The sequence below is a fragment of the Zobellia uliginosa genome (genome assembly GCF_018860745.1).
GTDB lineage: Bacteria > Bacteroidota > Bacteroidia > Flavobacteriales > Flavobacteriaceae > Zobellia > Zobellia uliginosa_B.
This window is the reverse complement of sequence record NZ_JAHKPY010000014.1, coordinates 1,024,583-1,041,988: the sequence shown is the minus strand read 5'-3', so window position 1 is coordinate 1,041,988 and position 17,406 is coordinate 1,024,583. Positions and strand designations below refer to the sequence as shown.

General features: G+C 35.8%; 19 protein-coding genes. 14 read left to right on the top strand and 5 right to left on the bottom strand.

What is annotated here, in order from left to right; genetic code table 11:
- Positions 1–33: 33 nt before the first annotated feature.
- On the top strand, positions 34–1,134 hold the full coding sequence (locus tag KO521_RS19245) for an AI-2E family transporter (protein ID WP_215941518.1): 1,101 nt from the start codon (positions 34–36) through the stop codon (positions 1,132–1,134).
- Positions 1,135–1,187: 53 nt separating this feature from the next.
- On the opposite strand, the gene KO521_RS19240 is transcribed toward KO521_RS19245, so the two are convergent.
- Positions 1,188–1,373 carry a hypothetical protein gene (locus KO521_RS19240; RefSeq protein WP_215941517.1) on the bottom strand — a complete coding sequence of 62 codons (186 nt, stop codon included), beginning with the start codon at positions 1,371–1,373 and terminating at the stop codon, positions 1,188–1,190.
- Between the two features lie 227 nt (positions 1,374–1,600).
- Between KO521_RS19240 and KO521_RS19235 the strand changes: the two genes are divergently transcribed.
- From KO521_RS19235 to KO521_RS19180, 12 genes are all read left to right on the top strand, one after another.
- Entirely contained in the window at positions 1,601–2,671 is a 1,071-nt protein-coding gene (locus tag KO521_RS19235; RefSeq protein WP_215941516.1) for a DNA topoisomerase IB, read from the top strand.
- 197 nt (positions 2,672–2,868) lie between these two features.
- On the top strand, positions 2,869–3,318 hold the full coding sequence (locus KO521_RS19230; protein ID WP_215941515.1) for a ferritin-like domain-containing protein: 450 nt from the start codon (positions 2,869–2,871) through the stop codon (positions 3,316–3,318).
- 73 nt (positions 3,319–3,391) lie between these two features.
- Entirely contained in the window at positions 3,392–4,132 is a 741-nt protein-coding gene (locus KO521_RS19225) for an SOS response-associated peptidase family protein (RefSeq protein WP_215941514.1), read from the top strand.
- Positions 4,133–4,297: 165 nt separating this feature from the next.
- Positions 4,298–4,459: a DUF1328 family protein gene (locus KO521_RS19220; protein WP_214610017.1), complete on the top strand. Its 162-nt coding sequence runs from the start codon at positions 4,298–4,300 to the stop codon at positions 4,457–4,459.
- A gap of 28 nt (positions 4,460–4,487) precedes the next feature.
- Positions 4,488–4,679 (top strand): hypothetical protein, encoded by a 192-nt coding sequence (locus KO521_RS19215; protein ID WP_215941513.1) that lies wholly within the window; start codon positions 4,488–4,490, stop codon positions 4,677–4,679.
- A gap of 283 nt (positions 4,680–4,962) precedes the next feature.
- Positions 4,963–5,535 (top strand): helix-turn-helix domain-containing protein, encoded by a 573-nt coding sequence (locus KO521_RS19210; protein ID WP_215941512.1) that lies wholly within the window; start codon positions 4,963–4,965, stop codon positions 5,533–5,535.
- A 27-nt stretch (positions 5,536–5,562) separates the two neighbouring features.
- Complete coding sequence (locus tag KO521_RS19205; RefSeq protein ID WP_024479941.1) at positions 5,563–5,934, top strand: transposase; 372 nt, start codon at positions 5,563–5,565, stop codon at positions 5,932–5,934.
- Entirely contained in the window at positions 5,934–6,791 is an 858-nt protein-coding gene (locus tag KO521_RS19200) for an IS3 family transposase (RefSeq protein ID WP_252730128.1), read from the top strand. Before KO521_RS19205 ends, KO521_RS19200 begins: the two co-directional genes overlap by 1 nt.
- A gap of 55 nt (positions 6,792–6,846) precedes the next feature.
- Positions 6,847–7,293, top strand: a complete 447-nt coding sequence (locus KO521_RS19195; RefSeq protein WP_215941510.1) for a response regulator — start codon at positions 6,847–6,849, stop codon at positions 7,291–7,293.
- A gap of 5 nt (positions 7,294–7,298) precedes the next feature.
- Entirely contained in the window at positions 7,299–10,292 is a 2,994-nt protein-coding gene (locus KO521_RS19190; protein WP_215941509.1) for a PAS domain-containing protein, read from the top strand.
- A 220-nt stretch (positions 10,293–10,512) separates the two neighbouring features.
- Positions 10,513–10,659 carry a hypothetical protein gene (locus KO521_RS19185; RefSeq protein WP_215941508.1) on the top strand — a complete coding sequence of 49 codons (147 nt, stop codon included), beginning with the start codon at positions 10,513–10,515 and terminating at the stop codon, positions 10,657–10,659.
- Between the two features lie 43 nt (positions 10,660–10,702).
- Positions 10,703–11,731: a helix-turn-helix domain-containing protein gene (locus tag KO521_RS19180; protein WP_215941507.1), complete on the top strand. Its 1,029-nt coding sequence runs from the start codon at positions 10,703–10,705 to the stop codon at positions 11,729–11,731.
- 196 nt (positions 11,732–11,927) lie between these two features.
- On the opposite strand, the gene KO521_RS19175 is transcribed toward KO521_RS19180, so the two are convergent.
- Both KO521_RS19175 and KO521_RS19170 read right to left on the bottom strand, forming a co-directional pair.
- Positions 11,928–13,040 carry a DUF2254 domain-containing protein gene (locus KO521_RS19175; RefSeq protein WP_215941506.1) on the bottom strand — a complete coding sequence of 371 codons (1,113 nt, stop codon included), beginning with the start codon at positions 13,038–13,040 and terminating at the stop codon, positions 11,928–11,930.
- A gap of 101 nt (positions 13,041–13,141) precedes the next feature.
- A complete protein-coding gene (locus tag KO521_RS19170; RefSeq protein WP_215941505.1) occupies positions 13,142–13,636 on the bottom strand; it encodes a ferritin-like domain-containing protein in 495 nt (164 codons plus the stop codon).
- Positions 13,637–13,866: 230 nt separating this feature from the next.
- Between KO521_RS19170 and KO521_RS19165 the strand changes: the two genes are divergently transcribed.
- The gene (locus KO521_RS19165; RefSeq protein ID WP_215941504.1) at positions 13,867–14,367 is read left to right on the top strand and encodes a Dps family protein; all 501 of its coding nucleotides are present in this window, start codon (positions 13,867–13,869) and stop codon (positions 14,365–14,367) included.
- A gap of 66 nt (positions 14,368–14,433) precedes the next feature.
- Here KO521_RS19165 and KO521_RS19160 read toward each other — a convergent pair whose 3' ends face one another.
- Positions 14,434–14,871 (bottom strand): BLUF domain-containing protein, encoded by a 438-nt coding sequence (locus tag KO521_RS19160; protein WP_215941503.1) that lies wholly within the window; start codon positions 14,869–14,871, stop codon positions 14,434–14,436.
- A 212-nt stretch (positions 14,872–15,083) separates the two neighbouring features.
- A complete protein-coding gene (locus KO521_RS19155; protein ID WP_215941502.1) occupies positions 15,084–17,405 on the bottom strand; it encodes a BamA/TamA family outer membrane protein in 2,322 nt (773 codons plus the stop codon).
- Position 17,406: the final 1 nt, after the last annotated feature.

Sequence of the window (17,406 nt, the reverse complement as noted above, 5' to 3'; positions counted from 1 at the left end):
ATTTAAGTATATTCAATATACAAAAATCACCACATGAAATCTACCGAAATAGCCAATGGGATTTTGAAGGCAATTGCTGTAATAACCGGATTTGTTCTTCTTCTATTCCTCATTTACGAACTTCAGTCAATAGTAGCGTACCTAGTAATTTCTGGAGTTGTGGCTTTAATAGGAAGGCCTATAGTCATGCGCCTTAAAAAACATTTTAGGATACCGAATGTAGCAGCCGTCATACTTACTATGCTCATCTTAACAGCCCTATTTGGTGGCATTATCATGCTTCTCGTGCCCCTCCTGACGGAGCAGGGTAAAAATCTGTATCTTTTTGATTTTGGCATAATTCAAAAAGAGTTTGACAAGCTTTATATCATGGTCTCAGAGTACTTTGGCACTACCAAAAAAGTAGTGGAAGATTTAGTGGAAGATGCTACCCTGGATAAAGACGGAGTGAAAACCTTGGGCAAAGACTTGGTCCCGTCCGTGTTTAAATCTATTCTACAGGTGTTGGATAATATTGGAATAGGTCTGTTCTCAGTCCTGTTTATTTCATTCTTCTTTTTAAAGGATAGCAATATAATTCAACGGTCTATTTTAACCTCAGTACCGGACAATCATAGAATAAAAACCATGAGATCCATTGCCAAGATCAAAAACTTGTTATCCCGATACTTTGTTGGGCTATTGTTCCAACTGTTCATCTTGTTCTCATTATATGCCATAACCCTTATTTTAGTTGGCTTAGAAAATGCTGTGCTTATTGCATTTATGTGTGCCCTTTTTAATATCATTCCTTATTTAGGTCCAATGATCGGAGCAATAATTATGGTCATGTTCACTATTACCAGTAACCCTGGAGTAGATTTTAGCACCATAATTCTACCTAAGGTGGGTTATGTCCTCCTTGGTGTAACGATTGGACAGCTAATAGATAATTTTTTCTCACAACCCATTATATTCAGTAACAGCGTAAAATCACACCCGCTAGAAATTTTCCTGGTCATTTTAGGAGCTGGACTGCTATTTGGTATTGTGGGAATGATGCTGGCCGTACCCGGATATACCGTAATCAAAGTTATTTTACACCAATTTGTATCTAAAAATAAAATAGTTACAGCCCTGACAAGAGGGCTGTAACTATTTTATTGTTCGTTTCAAGAACGGGTAAAATTATAAACGAAAAAAGTGTTTTAAAATGCCACACCAGATGTTACTAGTGCAATCGTCAAAATTACCAAAGCTGCTATAATAATTAAGAAGCCCTTTTTAGTAATCCCATTTTTTTGAAAAATATACTCTTGCTTCGGATTATGTGGTTCCTTTGCAAATTCTGTTTTTTCATTTTCTACTTTTTCGTCTGTCATTGTATTTTCCATAGTTTATATTGTTTATTTCTTAATTTGTAAATTCTTTAAAACAACTCCTTTTTGACCAAAAAAGTCATTTTTTAATTGATTTTACTCTAATATACGCCCATTTTTGAGCAAATCAAGCTATTTTCACAAAGCGGTCAATCTAAAAATGGATTGAGCTCAAACCTCATCCTATTTATAAGATATCTTTATCATAAACCGTATATTAAACCATTAATCACCCTATATAAATGACCAAAGAGAGCTTATTACGTCAGCTATTGAAAACTCCTGAATTGGCGATTGAAAATCTAAATTTGGTATATATTGATAATGGTAAAATGCCTATTTCACGTCTTCGGAAAGGAAAAAGTTTTGTTTATACATATAAAAAGAAACCTGTTACCGATCCAAAGGAATTAGAGCGGATAACCAGCTTAGTTCTGCCTCCTGCATGGGAAGATGTAAAAATCACTGATTTATCGAACGGTCATCTACAAGCCGTTGGAAAAGACTTGAAAAATAGAAAACAGTACCGCTACCATCCTACTTGGATAAAAATCAGAAAACAGACCAAATTTTACAAAATGGCGCTGTTCGGCAAAAAATTACCGCATATTAGAGCTCAGGTAGAGAAGGACCTTTCGTTAAAAAAATGGTCAAAAGCCAAAGTCGTAGCCTTAATTGTAAAACTTATGGATGAGACCCATATACGCATTGGCAACGAACAGTATGCAAAACGCAATAAATCTTACGGGCTTTCTACCATGCGCAAAAGGCATGTTGAAGTATTTAAAAACAATATAAAATTTGAGTTCGTTGGAAAAAAAGGTAAAAAGCACTCCGTTACCGTACGCAACAAAAAGCTAATGCGCCTTATTAGCCGTTGCGAGGATATTCCCGGTTGGGAGCTATTTCAATACTATGATGAAGATGGCGATAAACAATCCGTAGACAGTTCTATGGTAAACGAATATTTACATGGTATAAGTGGCGAATTCTTTACCGCAAAGGATTTTAGAACTTGGGCCGCTTCAGTAGTGTTTTTTGATACGCTTTTGGATGTAGGAATAGCTGAAACCCAAAAAGCAACTAAATCTAATTTACTCATAGGTTTTGATGCAGCGGCTGCGGCATTGGGGAATACTAGAAATGTGTGCCGTAAATATTATGTGCACCCCGTTTTGGTTACATCCTATGAGGACGGGTCGTTAGAGAAATGGTTTGACAAAGCAGATAAAAGCGACTCTAAATCAGAACATTTCTCAACTTCCGAAATGGTTATTCTGGAGCTCTTTGAACAATACACCCCTCAATTGTAACTCAATTTTATAGTTTTTCAACCTTGATTTACAATTAGATACTTCAAAATCCCATGGTTTACGGATTGCATCAATAATTCATTTTTTCGGATAAAGGACTAGTCGGACATCGCCTTAATTTTACTATCAGTAAGAAAGATGTTATGCGGCATGCATCGCCCCTAAACAAAATGCCGTTCATTTAAATTTGAAATAAGATGAGTACATATACTGAAGAAGTACAGACAAAGTTGAACAACATCCTAGAGAAAACCTATGACGCCGAAAAGGGTTTTAAAAAAGCAGCAGAGCACGCTAAAAGCACTGACCTAAAAACGTTTTTTACCCGCAAAGCAGATGAGCGCTATACATTTGGACACGACCTTAAATCAGAAATCATCCGTTACGGACAGGATTTTGAAAAAGGCGGTAGTACCACCGGAGCAATGCACCGCGGTTGGATGGATGTTAAAGCATGGTTTAGCGCAGACAATGACGAGGCTATGTTAGAAGAAGCCATTACTGGAGAAAAAGCAGCTGTAGATGAATATAAAGAAGTTTTGGAAGAGGTTTCATTACCCTCTACGACTACTACATTATTAACTAAGCAAATGAATAAAATAAGCACTGATCTTAATGGCATCAAAAAATTAGAAGACGTATTGTAATAGAAGTCGAGAAAATTAAAAGGGATGCAATTGCATCCCTTTTTTACATTTTAATAATAAAATAAAGATATCAATGTTCAATAAATTATCCATTAGGGCAGATAGACAGCAGATTGAAGAGACATATGAAGCCCTTTTTCAATTTCCCGATATCTATAAACCTAAAGAAATTATAAACGGACTTGAAGAAAGTACCGTTCCAATCATAACATCAAAACAGCAAGATACCATTGCCACATCTATTTGGGGAATTCTGCCTAAGAAGTTTCAAGGAGATTGGTCCGTTTTTCAAAAACATGTTAATACGCTAACCATACCCTTTGCTTCTTTACAGACCAAACCATGGTATGCACATACGGATGATACAGATAGATGTTTACTTATCGTTACCGGATTTTTCACCACATTTATCTCAGATGGAGAACTACTGTTTTTTCATATCACCCAAGAATCCGGCGAACCGTTTAGTCTTGCAGGTATCAGCAACGAGTTGGAAGATGGTTTTAAAACCAGTGCTATTATAACGGATAATGCTAACAGTACATTTGCGGAAGTACATAATATTGGAGACCAAATGCCTATTATAGTACCAAATTACCAACAAAAGGCATGGTTAGACCATAAAATAACCATTCGTGAAATAGATACGGATGCGGCTACGTATATTTTGAAAGCTGAGCCAGTATCAGAAGATTTTTTTGATACTATGGAATCTACTTCTTATGAAAATTTATCTGTTTCGGACCGAGAAGATTTTCTTCCAACTACCTTACACGATCTTCTTTTTAGCAACAGTATCAACCTAAGCAATTAAAATTGATCTCATATCGGTAGTGCATGAGATTAGCTGCCGTCCTTATTGTTTAAAGGTAAAATCTAAATTTTTAGCGCTAAGTCAACCTATCAATATAGTGCATCTTTGTAGTATAGAAGTCGGATAAAAACGACATTAAAATTACTAATCTAAAAACTACATACTATGTTACGTTGGACAGTCACTTTTGTTATATTGGCAATTATAGCCGCAATATTTGGATTTGGTGGAATAGCAGCTGGAGCTGCAAGTATCGCCCAAGTATTATTCTTTATTTTTCTTATCCTATTCGTGATTTCATTATTCACAGGAAAGAAAACCGTATAAAATTTAATAATCTATAAAACCAGAACACATGAAACGTATATTATATATAATGTCTATTTTTCTTATGACCGCATCTCTATCTACACTTACAAGCTGCAGAGAAGAAAACAAAGATGTCGGTGACAAAATTGAAGATGCTATTGATGACACTGGAGATGCCATTGAAGAAGGCGCCGAAGATGTTGAAGATGGTATTGAAGATGCGGTAGACGATAATTAAAATTTTATTTTGGTTAATTGCTAAAGTGGGCGGTTCTTTAAGGAACCGCCCACTTTTTTGTTTATGTAGGTAAAATCTAGTTTTCTTATATCCTATTTCTTCAAAAAAGAGCCCGCAACCACTACTTCCGTTTCTGTTCAACTACAAAAAATGATTATGAAACAGAAGAAAAGACCAAATTTGTACGTTTTAGCACGCAACTAGTTACAAAGCCTCAGTTTTTAAAAATAAAAACATATCTTTCGTATAGCGTAGAATAGCGCATAAAACTGTATTTTATTATATGACTTTTTTCGTAAAGTATGATTTTGATTTGGCATGTAAAACCTTATTAAAAGAACATTTAGATGCTTATGACATTACATATTCCTTAGGAAGCCTAGGAGAGGTAAACATAAAAGGAAAGCTTTCTGATGAGGACAGAATTGCGCTTGCCAATTCTTTAAGAAGATATGGTATAGAAATACTTGACGGTCAAAAGATTACATTAGTAGAGCGTATTAAAAATGCTATTGATGAACTGTTGAAGAACAAAGACTTAAAATCTGTTAAGGTATCTAGTTATCTGTCAGATACGCTTCATTATTCCTATGCCCATTTATCCTCTGTTTTTTCGGAGAGCACCTATACATCAATAGAGAACTATATAATTTTACGTAAGGTAGACTTGGCAAAAGAGCTGATTTGCAATACGGATCTTACCCTTACGGAAATTGCATTTCAACTGAATTACAGTAGCGTTGCCCATTTATCAGGGCAATTCAAAAAAACTACCGGTCTTACGCCCAGCAGTTTTCAGCGTATTATGAAAAAGAAAATTAACTACACCGTTAACCCCAAAACTGACCCGTCCTGAAATATGTATACAAAACACTTCAAGTATATGTATAAAAATGATGGATATGTAAAACGCTATAGTGAGAGCTTCAAGCTCAAAGTCTTGGCAGAACTTACCAAAGGAAACCATTCAAAAAGACAAATTGCATTAACTTACGGTATACAATCCAGTACTATAAACGTATGGATCAAGAAGTATGACCGTAAAGATTTAATGAACACCCGTGTAACCGTGCAAACAGACGACGAACTTTCCCGTATCAAAGCCCTTCAAAAAGAGCTGAAACAACTTAAGGACCTTCTTATTAAAAAGGACCTGGACAAACTGGTGACCGATAGCTATCTCGAGGTAGCTGCCGAGAACCTGGGCTATAGAGATGTTGAAGAATTAAAAAAAAACTTAAACATAAAGCCTTGATGAAAGTAGCACCGATAAACCGTAATGAAAGGCTGTATTCAATTGGTACTATCTGTAATGCCTTTGATCTGAAAAGAGATGCCTATTACAAATACCAAAAACGTTTTGTTATCAAAAAACAGATAGAACGGGATATAATCGAACTTGTTCGGAAAAGCAGAAGAACACTACCTAGAGAAGGTACCAGGAAACTCATGAGATCATTAAAAGATGAGTTTCATAAGTACGACTTAAAAGTAGGCAGAGACCAGATGTTCCGTATCCTAAGAGAAAATCGATTGCTCATTAGAAGAAAGAAATACTCCTCTAGAACCACCAATTCATATCACCGCTTTTACAAGTATGGCAATATCATAAAAGACTTGAAAATCAATAGGCCCAATCAAGTCTGGGCTTCCGACATAACCTATATCAGAACCATTAAAGGATTCTGTTACCTAGCATTGATAACGGACATGTACTCACGTAAAATCGTTGGATATGACCTAAGTGATAGCCTAGAACTAAAAGGTTGTGTCAGAGCTTTAAATAAGGCTATTTACAATGCCAAGAACATTGACCGACTTATTCATCACTCGGACAGAGGTATTCAATATTGCAGTAATGTCTATACCCAAATACTAAAAAGAAAGAAAATCAAGATCAGTATGACCGAAGAAAACCATTGCTACGAAAACGCCCTGGCCGAAAGGGTAAACGGTATTCTAAAAGATGAATTTTTTCTTGACCAGACATTTACCAGTGTGGTTCATGCTAAAAAAGCAGCCAAAAATGCAATCAAACTATACAACTCTAAAAGATTGCATTTATCTTTAGATTATAAAACACCTAATTACGTGCATCAATATGCCGCTTAAAACTAATATTAATCTGTAGCCGTATTTTAGGACGTGACAAACGTAACCCGTACTTATGGATAATAAACTGTTGAACATTGTACTTGCAGATGATGACGAAGATGACAGAATGCTTTTCAGTGAGGCTATTGATGAAATTGGTATTAGAACCAAACTATCCCTTTTTAAACACGGTCAGGAATTAATGGATTACCTAACCTTGCCAAATATTGTTTTACCCAATCTTATTTTTCTGGATTTGAACATGCCCATAAAAAACGGGATGCAATGTTTAAAAGAAATACGGGAGAACCCGGATTTAAAGGACCTATGTATTGCCATCTATTCTACTTCCTCCTCAGAAAAAGATATAGAGGAAACTTTCCTTAATGGAGCAAACATTTATCTAAATAAGCCCAATAACTTTGTTAAATTGCAAAGCTCGGTAGAGAAAATATTGCAGCTAAATTGGCAATACCACACCTCCAACCTTAATAAAGACACCTTTCTTTTCCGCATCTAGAGCTTATGGATTTTAAACGAATATATTCTTCTTCAAAAACCTATATCGTATTACTTTTTATTGCTTTCGTAATCATCCTTTTTACGGCCAGCATGGCGTATTATCAAATTATGCGCATGCAGGATCTAGCGGAAAAGGTGGCCCATACCTTACAAGTAAACAATGCTATTAGCGAGCTATCCGCACATTCCACCCAGGCGGAATCCGAAGAATTCAGAAAACAACTTCAAAACTCAAAAGGAAACTCTACAGTATTTGATGATTATGTTGAAGAAGGCGAAACCATACTTAAAACCTTAGACCAGTTAACAGAGGGAAACGCTTCTCAACAAACGCGTTTGGCTCCCATGAGGACGCTACTAGATTCTTTACATCAGGAGCTAAAAGTGTTAGGAGATCATCCTAATGCACCCGTTAATAGCGTAAGTGAGTCTGAAAGAACAAAGAAAAGCGATATTAACTTTACCCTCTACCGCATAAGGAACATCAGAAATCAGATGTTGGCAGAGGAACGTTTATCTATCAAGAAAACTAGAGAAGAGTATAATTCCAACAAATATCTAGCGCCTCTTACGTCTTTATTACTGGCCTTCTTTTCCTTGTTGGTATTTGTATTGGCATTTTTAAAAATTTATAGAAACAAGGTTAGGATACGCCGTTCAGAAAGTTTCTTAAGAAGTGTGCTGGCTACCACGGACAATATTGTAAACTACTATGAACCTATTTATGATGATCAAAAAAACATTAAGGATTTTAAGATAGTATTTGCCAATGAATGTAACCGTGACTATTTAGGACTAGCTCCAGAGTATATAACAGGAAAACCTATATCCGAAGTTTTTCCCTTTTTAATGTTAAATGGTGAATTTGAAAAATTGATAAGCTGTTTTCAGAATAAAGAAAAAATTAATCTAGACAGACAAATCCTCATAAATGGCGAAACCTTATGGTTCCAATCGCTCATTACCCCATTGGCCGAAGGTATTATGGTAACCGCCCGGAACTCTACCGCAGAGGAAAATGCCAAAGAAGAACAGTTGTCACTTAACCAAAGGTTGGAAAATCAAAACCTTACTTTATTGGACAATCGCGCTTTTCTTAATAATATATTTAAGAGTATTTCCCACGTTGTCATGAATTTTGAAAGTATACGGGATGAGAACAATAATATTAAAGATTTTAAAATCCTGTTTATAAATGATAAGATCACGCCTATTACTGGAGATATACCGGAAGAGATTATCAATAAATGTATATCTGAAGTTTTCCCGACTATTTATGACACTGAGATATTTGGGTATTTAAAAGATGTGGTCCAAACAGGAGAACCAACCTCTTATGAAGTGCCTTATGAAGTAGACGGCCAAATGTTGTGGTTCAGTGCAAGGGCTATAAAACTTGGTGATGGCATTACTTTGACCACTAGGGAAATTACGGAAGAAAAAGAAAAGACCAATCAGCTTTTACAACTTAACACGCAGCTAGAAACTCAAAATTCAATTTTTGTTGATGCTGAAAATGTAGCTAATATTGGAAGTTACATTTGGTACCTAGATAACGGAGAGGCCAGTATATCGGATAATTTCTATAGGATTCTAGGCTACGAGCCTAACTCGTTTGTAGTTACCTACCATAGTTATCGTGAATTTGTTCATCCGGATGACAGAGAGATTTATGACCGTTTGGGTGAAGAAACTGTTGAACATGGTACCTCTAAGGTAAATGCCTACCGCATTATAACCAAGCAAGGAGAAACTAAGCATATAGAACTTAACGGTCGCGCACTTATCAGACACGGCAGAAAAGCATCTGTGGGCGTCGTTGTAGATGTTACGGAAGAAAAACAAAACCAAGACCGCGTAATAGCACTCAACCAAGAACTCTCTATTCAGAATTCCATTCTTACGGATGCAGAGCGTATTGCAAAAATAGGAAGCTTTATATGGTTTGTGGGTACGGAAGAAATTGAGATTTCAGATAATTTTTATCGCATGCTGGGCTATGAGCCTAAAGGATTTAAGGCATCACTTGAACGATTTAGTGAATTTGTACATCCAGAAGATTTAAAAGCCTACCTGAATAGCATTGAAAAATCCGCAAATGAACTTACGGTTACGGAACATCGCTACCGCGTCATAACCAAAGATGGGGAAATTAAACACCTAAAAGTAAACGGGCAGTTCATTCATAAAGACAACAAGCAAATCATGTCCGGTGTGGCACAGGATATCTCTTTAAGTATCGCTGCCGAAGAAAAATTACGCGCTAGCAACAGAGAATTACAGCACAGTAACGCAGAACTAGAATCTTTTAACCGGGTGGCCAGCCATGATTTGCAGGAACCGTTGCGAAAGACCCAGATGTTCATCTCCCGTTTGGAAAGTACGGAAACCGATAATTTAAGCGATAAAGGACGGGTATATTTTAAAAAGGTTGCAAATGCAGCATCACGCATGCAAGCATTGGTTCTAAATCTATTGACTTACTCTAGAATAGATTCCAAACATGAGGATTTTGAATTTATAGATTTAAACGAAGTTTTAGAGAAAGTCAAGGAAGACCTATCTTCTACTATAGAAAATACAGGAGCTGTTATTAAGAGTGAGGACCTACCTTCCTTAGGAGGCGTATCATATCAACTGGAACAACTTTTTAATAATTTGATATCCAATGCTCTTAAATATAAGGTAGCGGATGTAAAGCCTTCTATTTCAATTTTAGCAGAAAAAGTACATTCCAAACAAATCCCAGAGGACTTTTTTAAATCTGCAAACTACTATCACAAAATAGCTATAATAGATAATGGTATAGGTTTCTCTACCGAACATGCCGATAAGATATTTGAAGTATTCCAACGTCTGCACCAAAAGTCCGAATATTCAGGTACGGGAATAGGCCTTGCTATTTGTAAAAAAATAGTAGAAAACCACCATGGTTTTATATATGCAACCAGTGAACTAGGTAAAGGATCTGCATTTATATTTTATCTACCAGCATAACCATTCATTTCTAAATTATATTACACAATTACCTCCGCTACCTTATATAGAGGTAAGCGGGATGTCTCCTCATTTCTTCAAAACACCTGGTTTTTAGTACTTTTTAACGCCTTTTATTGCCAAAACCAACAATTCTATAACACAAAGCGAAAATTGTGTAAGAGAAAAGGTTGACTACCCCACGATCTTTGTACCAGTACAAACAATTAACCTGGTAACAATGAAAAATTTAATACATACAATTTCAGATCAGCTGGCAAGAGTGGGCCGCGTAAGGTCTGTACAGGAGTTTTCTTCTGATATAACAATGCCAGAGAATTTTATTATGGGAATGACCAATTCGGATCATCAAAATATAAAAGGATAATCAACTTACTACTTATACAATTAACAACCTTAAAAAACACACTATGAATACAATCACTTTATCATCTGCAGCAATAAAAAATATGTTTCAACAACTACACCAAAACTTTGGTGGTTCGTTAACGGTAAATTCTAAAGAGCATATCTTAACCTTGGACAATGATTTGGGACAAGGACATATTAGAGGAATCTCTTTTAAAGGGGGTATTTCTTATTTAGAATTTGATATGGAATTTTCGGAAGACTTTACATTAATAACGGGTTCTGAAGAAAATGCTCCAATTTGTTTCGCTTATTGCTCTGCAGGAAGAATTGCGCACAGTTTTGGCAATGATACAAAAAAGAATGTTTTAGAAAACTTTCAAACTGGTATCTTAACCAATGCCAGCCACTCGGATAATGTACTTTACTTTCAGAAAGAAGTGCGCGTAAAGACTTCATTAATTGTGGTTAGAACGGTTGCTCAAGGTGATACTTCTAAGAAAAACGGTTTAAACTTTAGACTTCAAGAGTTAATGTTGAAAGGAAAGCCAGCAGAAAATACAATCTATATTGGGTCTTACAACTTAAAAATCGCAGATCAAATATCTCAGCTTAAAGCAATTAAACAACAAGGTATTGTAAGAAGCTTATTAATTGAAGGTCTGGTACACATGATTTTGGCCCTAGAGGTACAACAACATACAGATGACCTTAAAAACCAAGAAAATCAAACAGGAAGTTTGAACACAAGAGAAATGGAATCCGTAAGAGAGATTTCAGATTTCGTGAACAATTATCCAGAGAGACAATTATCTATATCAGAGCTTTGTCGCAAATCCGGATTATCTCCTTGTAAATTACAAGAAGGCTTTAAATTAATGCATGGTACCACGGTAACGGATTACATTAGAGAGGTACGTATTCTTAAAGCTGAAGAACTTATTAAAAATACAGATTTAAATATTTCCGAAGTTGTATACAGTATAGGGTTTACTAGCCGTAGCTACTTCTCAAAAATATTCAGAAACAAATATAACTGCAGCCCTAAGCAGTATAAAGATAAGCAGAACATGATGGCAGCTTCTGCATAAGATTTTTGGTTAGAATGGTTTGGTTGTTAATGGAAACCGGCACGGTAAGTGTCGGTTTTTTTTGTGTATTGTTATCAGAACTTGATAAAATCTCCTTTTGTAGCGAATAAGAACCAAGAGTGCGTACCAATATCTTAAATATGATATAGGTTCAGATACCAGAAGGAACATAAAGCTCCAGCTAATATATCGTATATTAGTGAATAGCCAGTTTCCGTTTTGATGTAGCTAGTTTCTCGGCTAAAATAGGGTCGTCTTTCATGTAGGTTTCCATTTCCTTAAATACATATTCCTTAAGGGTATGTTCAGGTATCAATTCAAAATACACACAACCTCCTTTTCGGGAAGTATACTTATTGAAATTAGGAATCGTTCTCCTTAGAATAAACAGTTGTATTAAATAATCTACAGCAATCAAAGAAGTTCCTGGGTCATTTATTGCAGGCGAGCTTCCTTTAATGGCTACTTCAACTAAATGCTTAAAACCAATTTCAACAACATTCATAGGTTCTGAGCGATCTACACTGATACATCTTTTTACTTCGTCCCGTAATTTCTTATCCATAGGTTTTGATGCGGAGAGGACTACCTCATCAATAAGGACAAAAGCACCCATTTGCTTTTCTAATTTAAACTGTACTTTATGTTTTTCTGAGATAGAAAGTAATTTCTGTAATCTTATATAATTAAGATATCCACAAGAATCAAAAGTAACGGTATCCTCCCAATCACCCTCAATTTCCTTTGAGAATGATAAGTCCGCCTTCATATCCAGAATATTTTGGATACTTTTTTTTGTATTTAAATAAGAACGGTGTACTACATAATTTACATGAATACTTTGTGATACGCTATGTATAAAGTATATGAATAGAAATACGCATATCGCTACCATTACAATAGCCAAAGGAGCTGCCAAAGAAGATAATTCATCCACATTTACACTAGAAATCTGGACTGCCATTATCAAACTATAAATTATTGTACCACTGGTAGCACCAAGAATAATTTGATGATGTCTTTCATGAAGAATTAAAGGAATAAGTCTAGGCGAATAATTACTGATACTCCGGTTAAGAACATTCATTACCATGGTATAACTAAAGACAGTTAATGTAAATATGCCGCCAATTGTAAACGAGAGAATGAATTTAATGCTTTCTATATCGGTAATGGCCACACTGGGAAAATTATCCAATATATCTGTTGGAAAAATAACCAAAAGAAAGGCAATCATACCATATCCCAATGCAATTAGAACAGTTACAAATGAAATACTATTATAGATACGTTTTACCAATGCCAGCATAATTTCTATTTTTTCAGTTCATAAAAAAACTCCCAAGCAGATAGTCCGCTGTAGCGAGCTACTAAATGCTTCGGAGTTTCCTAAAATAGGTATTCTAAACCTTAGGAATTTCCTCCTATTACTTTTTTATTTAATCTGTTTTCAGCTAATTTTTCCAGCGTATTATCCGCATCATACTCCTCATTAAGTGTTTCTTGCAATGTTTTTGCAATATGTCTATACCCCAACTCTTTTGCAAATCTTACCGCAGTACCATATCCTGAAATTTCATAATGCTGTACACGCTGCACCTCTGCAATAAGACCTACGTCCATAAGCTCCTCATCTTCAGCCACCTCTATAAAATTTTTAGCTTCTTTTAAAAGCCCCTGCATAGCTTGGCAAGTTTCAATTCGCGGTGTTATACCCAACTCCTTTAATACATTTTCTATTCTATCCTTCTGTGCTTTAGTTTCTTTTAAATGCTCTTCAAAAGCCTGCTTTAATTCTTTATTATTGGCGTTTTCTACAATTTCCGGCAGAACCTCCAACAACTGAATTTCAGCACTGTACAAATCTTTAAGTTGATGCTCGAATAAGTCGTTCAACGTCTTCATATCTCTTTTCCTTACTTATTGGTTTCTCTTCATTTTAACCTTAAAAATAAAAAGGACTACTCTATTTCTTTAACTTAAAAGCATAAATAAATAATGTAATTGCATTGAAATAGATTGGTTCTCAAGTCGGTTTTTTTTGGAGCAAATTATAAACTTTTCCAGTCAACCCAGGAATCTGTTTAGCCTTAATTTGCATAAGAATTCAGAAAAAACCTAAAAATATATAAATTATGGAAGTAAAGGAAGCACAGAAGGCTGAGATAGGAATTAAAAAATCGAACCGTGAAGCAGTAGTAAAGATGTTACGTCAATTATTGGCGGATGAATTTTTACTGTACACCAAAACGCGAAACGCACATTGGAATGTAGAGGGAATTGATTTTCATACCAAGCATGTATTTTTTGAAGAAGAATACGGAAAATTGGAGAATTTTATCGATGAAGTAGCAGAACGTATCCGTATGTTAGGATTCTACTCACCGGGAACATTAAAAGAATTTTTAGAATTATCCCATTTGGAAGAGAACAATCCGGACCAAACAGACAGTGCTAGCTTCATGACCGTCTTACTAAAAGACCATGACAAGGTAATTAAGTTCATTAGAAAAAGTATAGGAGACAACGCAGAAGCTCACAATGATGAGGGTACCGCAGATTTCATTACCGGCATACTACAAGCTCATGAGCAAATGGCTTGGATGTTGAGAGCATCTTTAAAGCAGTTTGATTAAAATATAGTTAATTAAATAAAAAAAGGACGATGTACATCGTCCTTTTTTTGTGCTTTAAATTATCCATTAAGCATTTGGTGGATCGGTAATTAACAGTTTCATCCGTTTCCAGAAAAGGATAGCAGTCTGATTTGAATGTGACGTTAAATCCGCCAGCAACAAAAGGTTTCTTTTAAACTGCTCGTATTCATTCTTATTAAGATCATTTTCATCTATAGGATAATAGACCATGCCCCAACTTTGAAAATTACGTTGATCTGTTGGACCTTCTGATAAAAGATAGACTTTCTTATGTCGCTTATCTTTTTTAACTTTTTCAAAAAGTGTACGAACCTCTTCTTTATCGCCTTCTAAAATTTGAATAAATCTTCTTTTATAAAAAATAAGACACCCTGTAATGTTATTTTGACCGTTAAAAATCTTTGCCGTTTCAAGGATAGTTTCTACATCTGCATTGGTCAATTCTTTTATTGCAGTGGACTCGTATGTTAAAGTGTGTATCAAAATTACAAGAAAGTTTTACCGTTAGCGTATTTTGCAGAATAGCATGAAGCTATCATTAAAACTATTTTGCCTTTATCATTTTATATCACTGAGGTAACCAGCATGAACAAAGACTATAATAAGGTAACAAAAGTAAAATTTATTTACCAGTTTTTATAAATTCATAACAAAAAACACTGCATTTTAGGCAGGCTACAGGCCGTATTTCTTATTTAGAAAGGATAACCAATAGCAAAATTAAATACAAGGTTTCCACTCCCACCCTCAAAAAACGGCGTTCTTAAACGCTCTCCTTCTGCATAATAAGGCACTTGTAATGGTGAAGCAAAATCAAAACGAATAACAAAACTCTGTATATCTACGCGAAGCCCAAAACCAACGCCAACACCTAATTCTTTCATCCAGTCAGAAGTAAATTCACCTTCGGCCATCAATTGTTCACTCAGGGCTATACTTTCTGCATCGTCATCCTCATCTATTTCCACTTCACTAGTGAGCCATATATTTCCCGCATCAAGAAACAATGCTCCTTTTAGGTACGACCAAATTGGAAAACGATATTCTAGATTTGCCTCCAATCGTAAGTTTCCAGATTGATCATAGAAAGAACTGGTGCTATCTTCCTCACTTATAAAAGTACCGGGACCCAAAGACCTGATTTCAAATGCACGAACACTGTATGGACCACCGGAATAAAACTGTTTTACAAACGGCAAGGTAGTTGAATTGCCATAGGGAATACCCCAACCGGCATAAAGTCTACCAACCAATGCACTCTCCTTTCCCCATTTTAAATAATATCTAAAGTCCATTTCCGCCTTTACATATTGTGCATACTCAAGACCAAAAGCCGTGGTTTTACCACCACTTATGAGACTAAGGGTATTGCCCGCCACATCCAAGCCGGTAGAAAAATAAATAGGCGTCTTCTTATCCTTGCTTACTAATTCATTATAAGTAAAAGTATAATTGAGACCTGCTATAAATTGCTGTTCAAAACTGCTGCTCAAGTATGAATTATTAGCTAGAATCTCTTCAAACTCCTCTGTAGTATTGGCTAGATTTACATAAGTTATACTAATGGGGTTTAGCTCATGATAGACATATTTATTAGCATTCCACGTATAACCAAACGACCCATTAAAAGAAGTTAGTGTATACAACTGACTCCTCTGTAATATATCGCCTCCCAAACTTATTTTAGTCTTTGGAACCGAATAATTAAATCTGCTAGGCGAAAAAGGAACCAGTCTAGGCAATAGCAAATTAGCTGACAACCCTCCTGCAATACTGCTTAACCCTGCATTATTACCTCCTGACAATTGCGTTTCATAAGAAAAATCTCCTGTAAGGCTGAATGTTTCCCCTCCGTTAAAGATATTACGGTTGTTGTAGGTTACCGCTATTCCCGGACCTGCAAAACCGTTAGATTTGGTTACAGCCTGTAACTCTGTACGAATAGACCTTTTAGTTAAGGGTGACAAGAAAATATCTGCATTTAAGAAACGTTTACTCGTCACGTTAGCGGTATCTGCTTCATTGAAACGGATATTTACGAACTTATAACTGCCCAAATCCCCTAACCTGTTGCTGGTTAACCGTGCGGTTTCAGAATTGTAAACCTCCCCTTTCTTAAAAAGAATATAGGGTTCCAAACGCTTAGGTTTAAAGAATTCCTCGTCTTGAATAAAGTATATTCCGTTTTCTTCGCTAATTGCCGAGGGTTGTGGTAGACTGTCATTTTCTATGGAGTAGTTGGGAAATACAGCCACAGAATCAATTGTATAGGGTATAATGGATTTCTTTGGTGTTCCTTTTTTCAACCTTAAAAACAAGTCAAATTTTCTGTTGTCATAGCGGTTCGTATCCGCTTCAAAAATGAGAAAGTCCGAATTAAAATTATAGTACCCACGCTTTTTAAGGTGAGAATCTATGCGCTCTCTTTCATACTTTAACAATTCCAAATCAAAACGCTCACCGGCTTTTAATTTGGTATCTGTCATTGCTATTTCAATTTCATTATAAATGGGCAAACTGTCCTTATCTATCTGCCATTCCTGTAACGTATAGGGTCTTGGCAGATTGGCCGTATACTTTACGGCTGCATATTTTTTTGCACTATCTATTTCCGTGGAAACCTTACTGTAAAAGAACCCGCGATTATCAAGTCTGTTGAGCATTAACTCCTCCATTCGTTCTGTATTCACATCACTTAAATACACTGGTTCCTCGCCAAACTTTTTATCTAACCATTTATAAAGAAATCCCGGTTTCTTCTTTTGCGCCTTATAGTGGTAGTAAAGTCCTAAACGTAAACCCAAAACATCTGAATTGGCAGTGGGCGACAATACTGTTCCCAATTCCTGCTCTACTGGTTTTAATGCCCGCTTCTCTTCCTCGGAATTTACTTTGATCTCTGCTCCCGTAAATAGAACTTCGTTCTCAGGTATGTACTTACCAACGCTACATGCATACTGCACCGCCAAACAAAGCAGTACTAATAGACGCAAAATAGGGGTTGCTCTCAACTTCATA

Excerpts from the sequence above, each read along its gene's own strand:
- KO521_RS19225 (WP_215941514.1), top strand. The coding sequence starts at position 3,392 with ATGTTCAATAAATTATCCATTAGGGCAGATAGACAGCAGATTGAAGAG.
- KO521_RS19205 (WP_024479941.1), top strand. The coding sequence starts at position 5,563 with ATGTATAAAAATGATGGATATGTAAAACGCTATAGTGAGAGCTTCAAG.
- KO521_RS19245 (WP_215941518.1), top strand. The coding sequence starts at position 34 with ATGAAATCTACCGAAATAGCCAATGGGATTTTGAAGGCAATTGCTGTA.
- KO521_RS19230 (WP_215941515.1), top strand. The coding sequence starts at position 2,869 with ATGAGTACATATACTGAAGAAGTACAGACAAAGTTGAACAACATCCTA.
- KO521_RS19165 (WP_215941504.1), top strand. The coding sequence starts at position 13,867 with ATGGAAGTAAAGGAAGCACAGAAGGCTGAGATAGGAATTAAAAAATCG.
- KO521_RS19200 (WP_252730128.1), top strand. The coding sequence starts at position 5,934 with ATGAAAGTAGCACCGATAAACCGTAATGAAAGGCTGTATTCAATTGGT.
- KO521_RS19155 (WP_215941502.1), bottom strand. The coding sequence starts at position 17,405 with ATGAAGTTGAGAGCAACCCCTATTTTGCGTCTATTAGTACTGCTTTGT.
- KO521_RS19240 (WP_215941517.1), bottom strand. The coding sequence starts at position 1,373 with ATGGAAAATACAATGACAGACGAAAAAGTAGAAAATGAAAAAACAGAA.
- KO521_RS19175 (WP_215941506.1), bottom strand. The coding sequence starts at position 13,040 with ATGCTGGCATTGGTAAAACGTATCTATAATAGTATTTCATTTGTAACT.
- KO521_RS19195 (WP_215941510.1), top strand. The coding sequence starts at position 6,847 with ATGGATAATAAACTGTTGAACATTGTACTTGCAGATGATGACGAAGAT.
- KO521_RS19185 (WP_215941508.1), top strand. The coding sequence starts at position 10,513 with ATGAAAAATTTAATACATACAATTTCAGATCAGCTGGCAAGAGTGGGC.
- KO521_RS19170 (WP_215941505.1), bottom strand. The coding sequence starts at position 13,636 with ATGAAGACGTTGAACGACTTATTCGAGCATCAACTTAAAGATTTGTAC.
- KO521_RS19235 (WP_215941516.1), top strand. The coding sequence starts at position 1,601 with ATGACCAAAGAGAGCTTATTACGTCAGCTATTGAAAACTCCTGAATTG.
- KO521_RS19215 (WP_215941513.1), top strand. The coding sequence starts at position 4,488 with ATGAAACGTATATTATATATAATGTCTATTTTTCTTATGACCGCATCT.
- KO521_RS19180 (WP_215941507.1), top strand. The coding sequence starts at position 10,703 with ATGAATACAATCACTTTATCATCTGCAGCAATAAAAAATATGTTTCAA.
- KO521_RS19210 (WP_215941512.1), top strand. The coding sequence starts at position 4,963 with ATGACTTTTTTCGTAAAGTATGATTTTGATTTGGCATGTAAAACCTTA.
- KO521_RS19190 (WP_215941509.1), top strand. The coding sequence starts at position 7,299 with ATGGATTTTAAACGAATATATTCTTCTTCAAAAACCTATATCGTATTA.
- KO521_RS19220 (WP_214610017.1), top strand. The coding sequence starts at position 4,298 with ATGTTACGTTGGACAGTCACTTTTGTTATATTGGCAATTATAGCCGCA.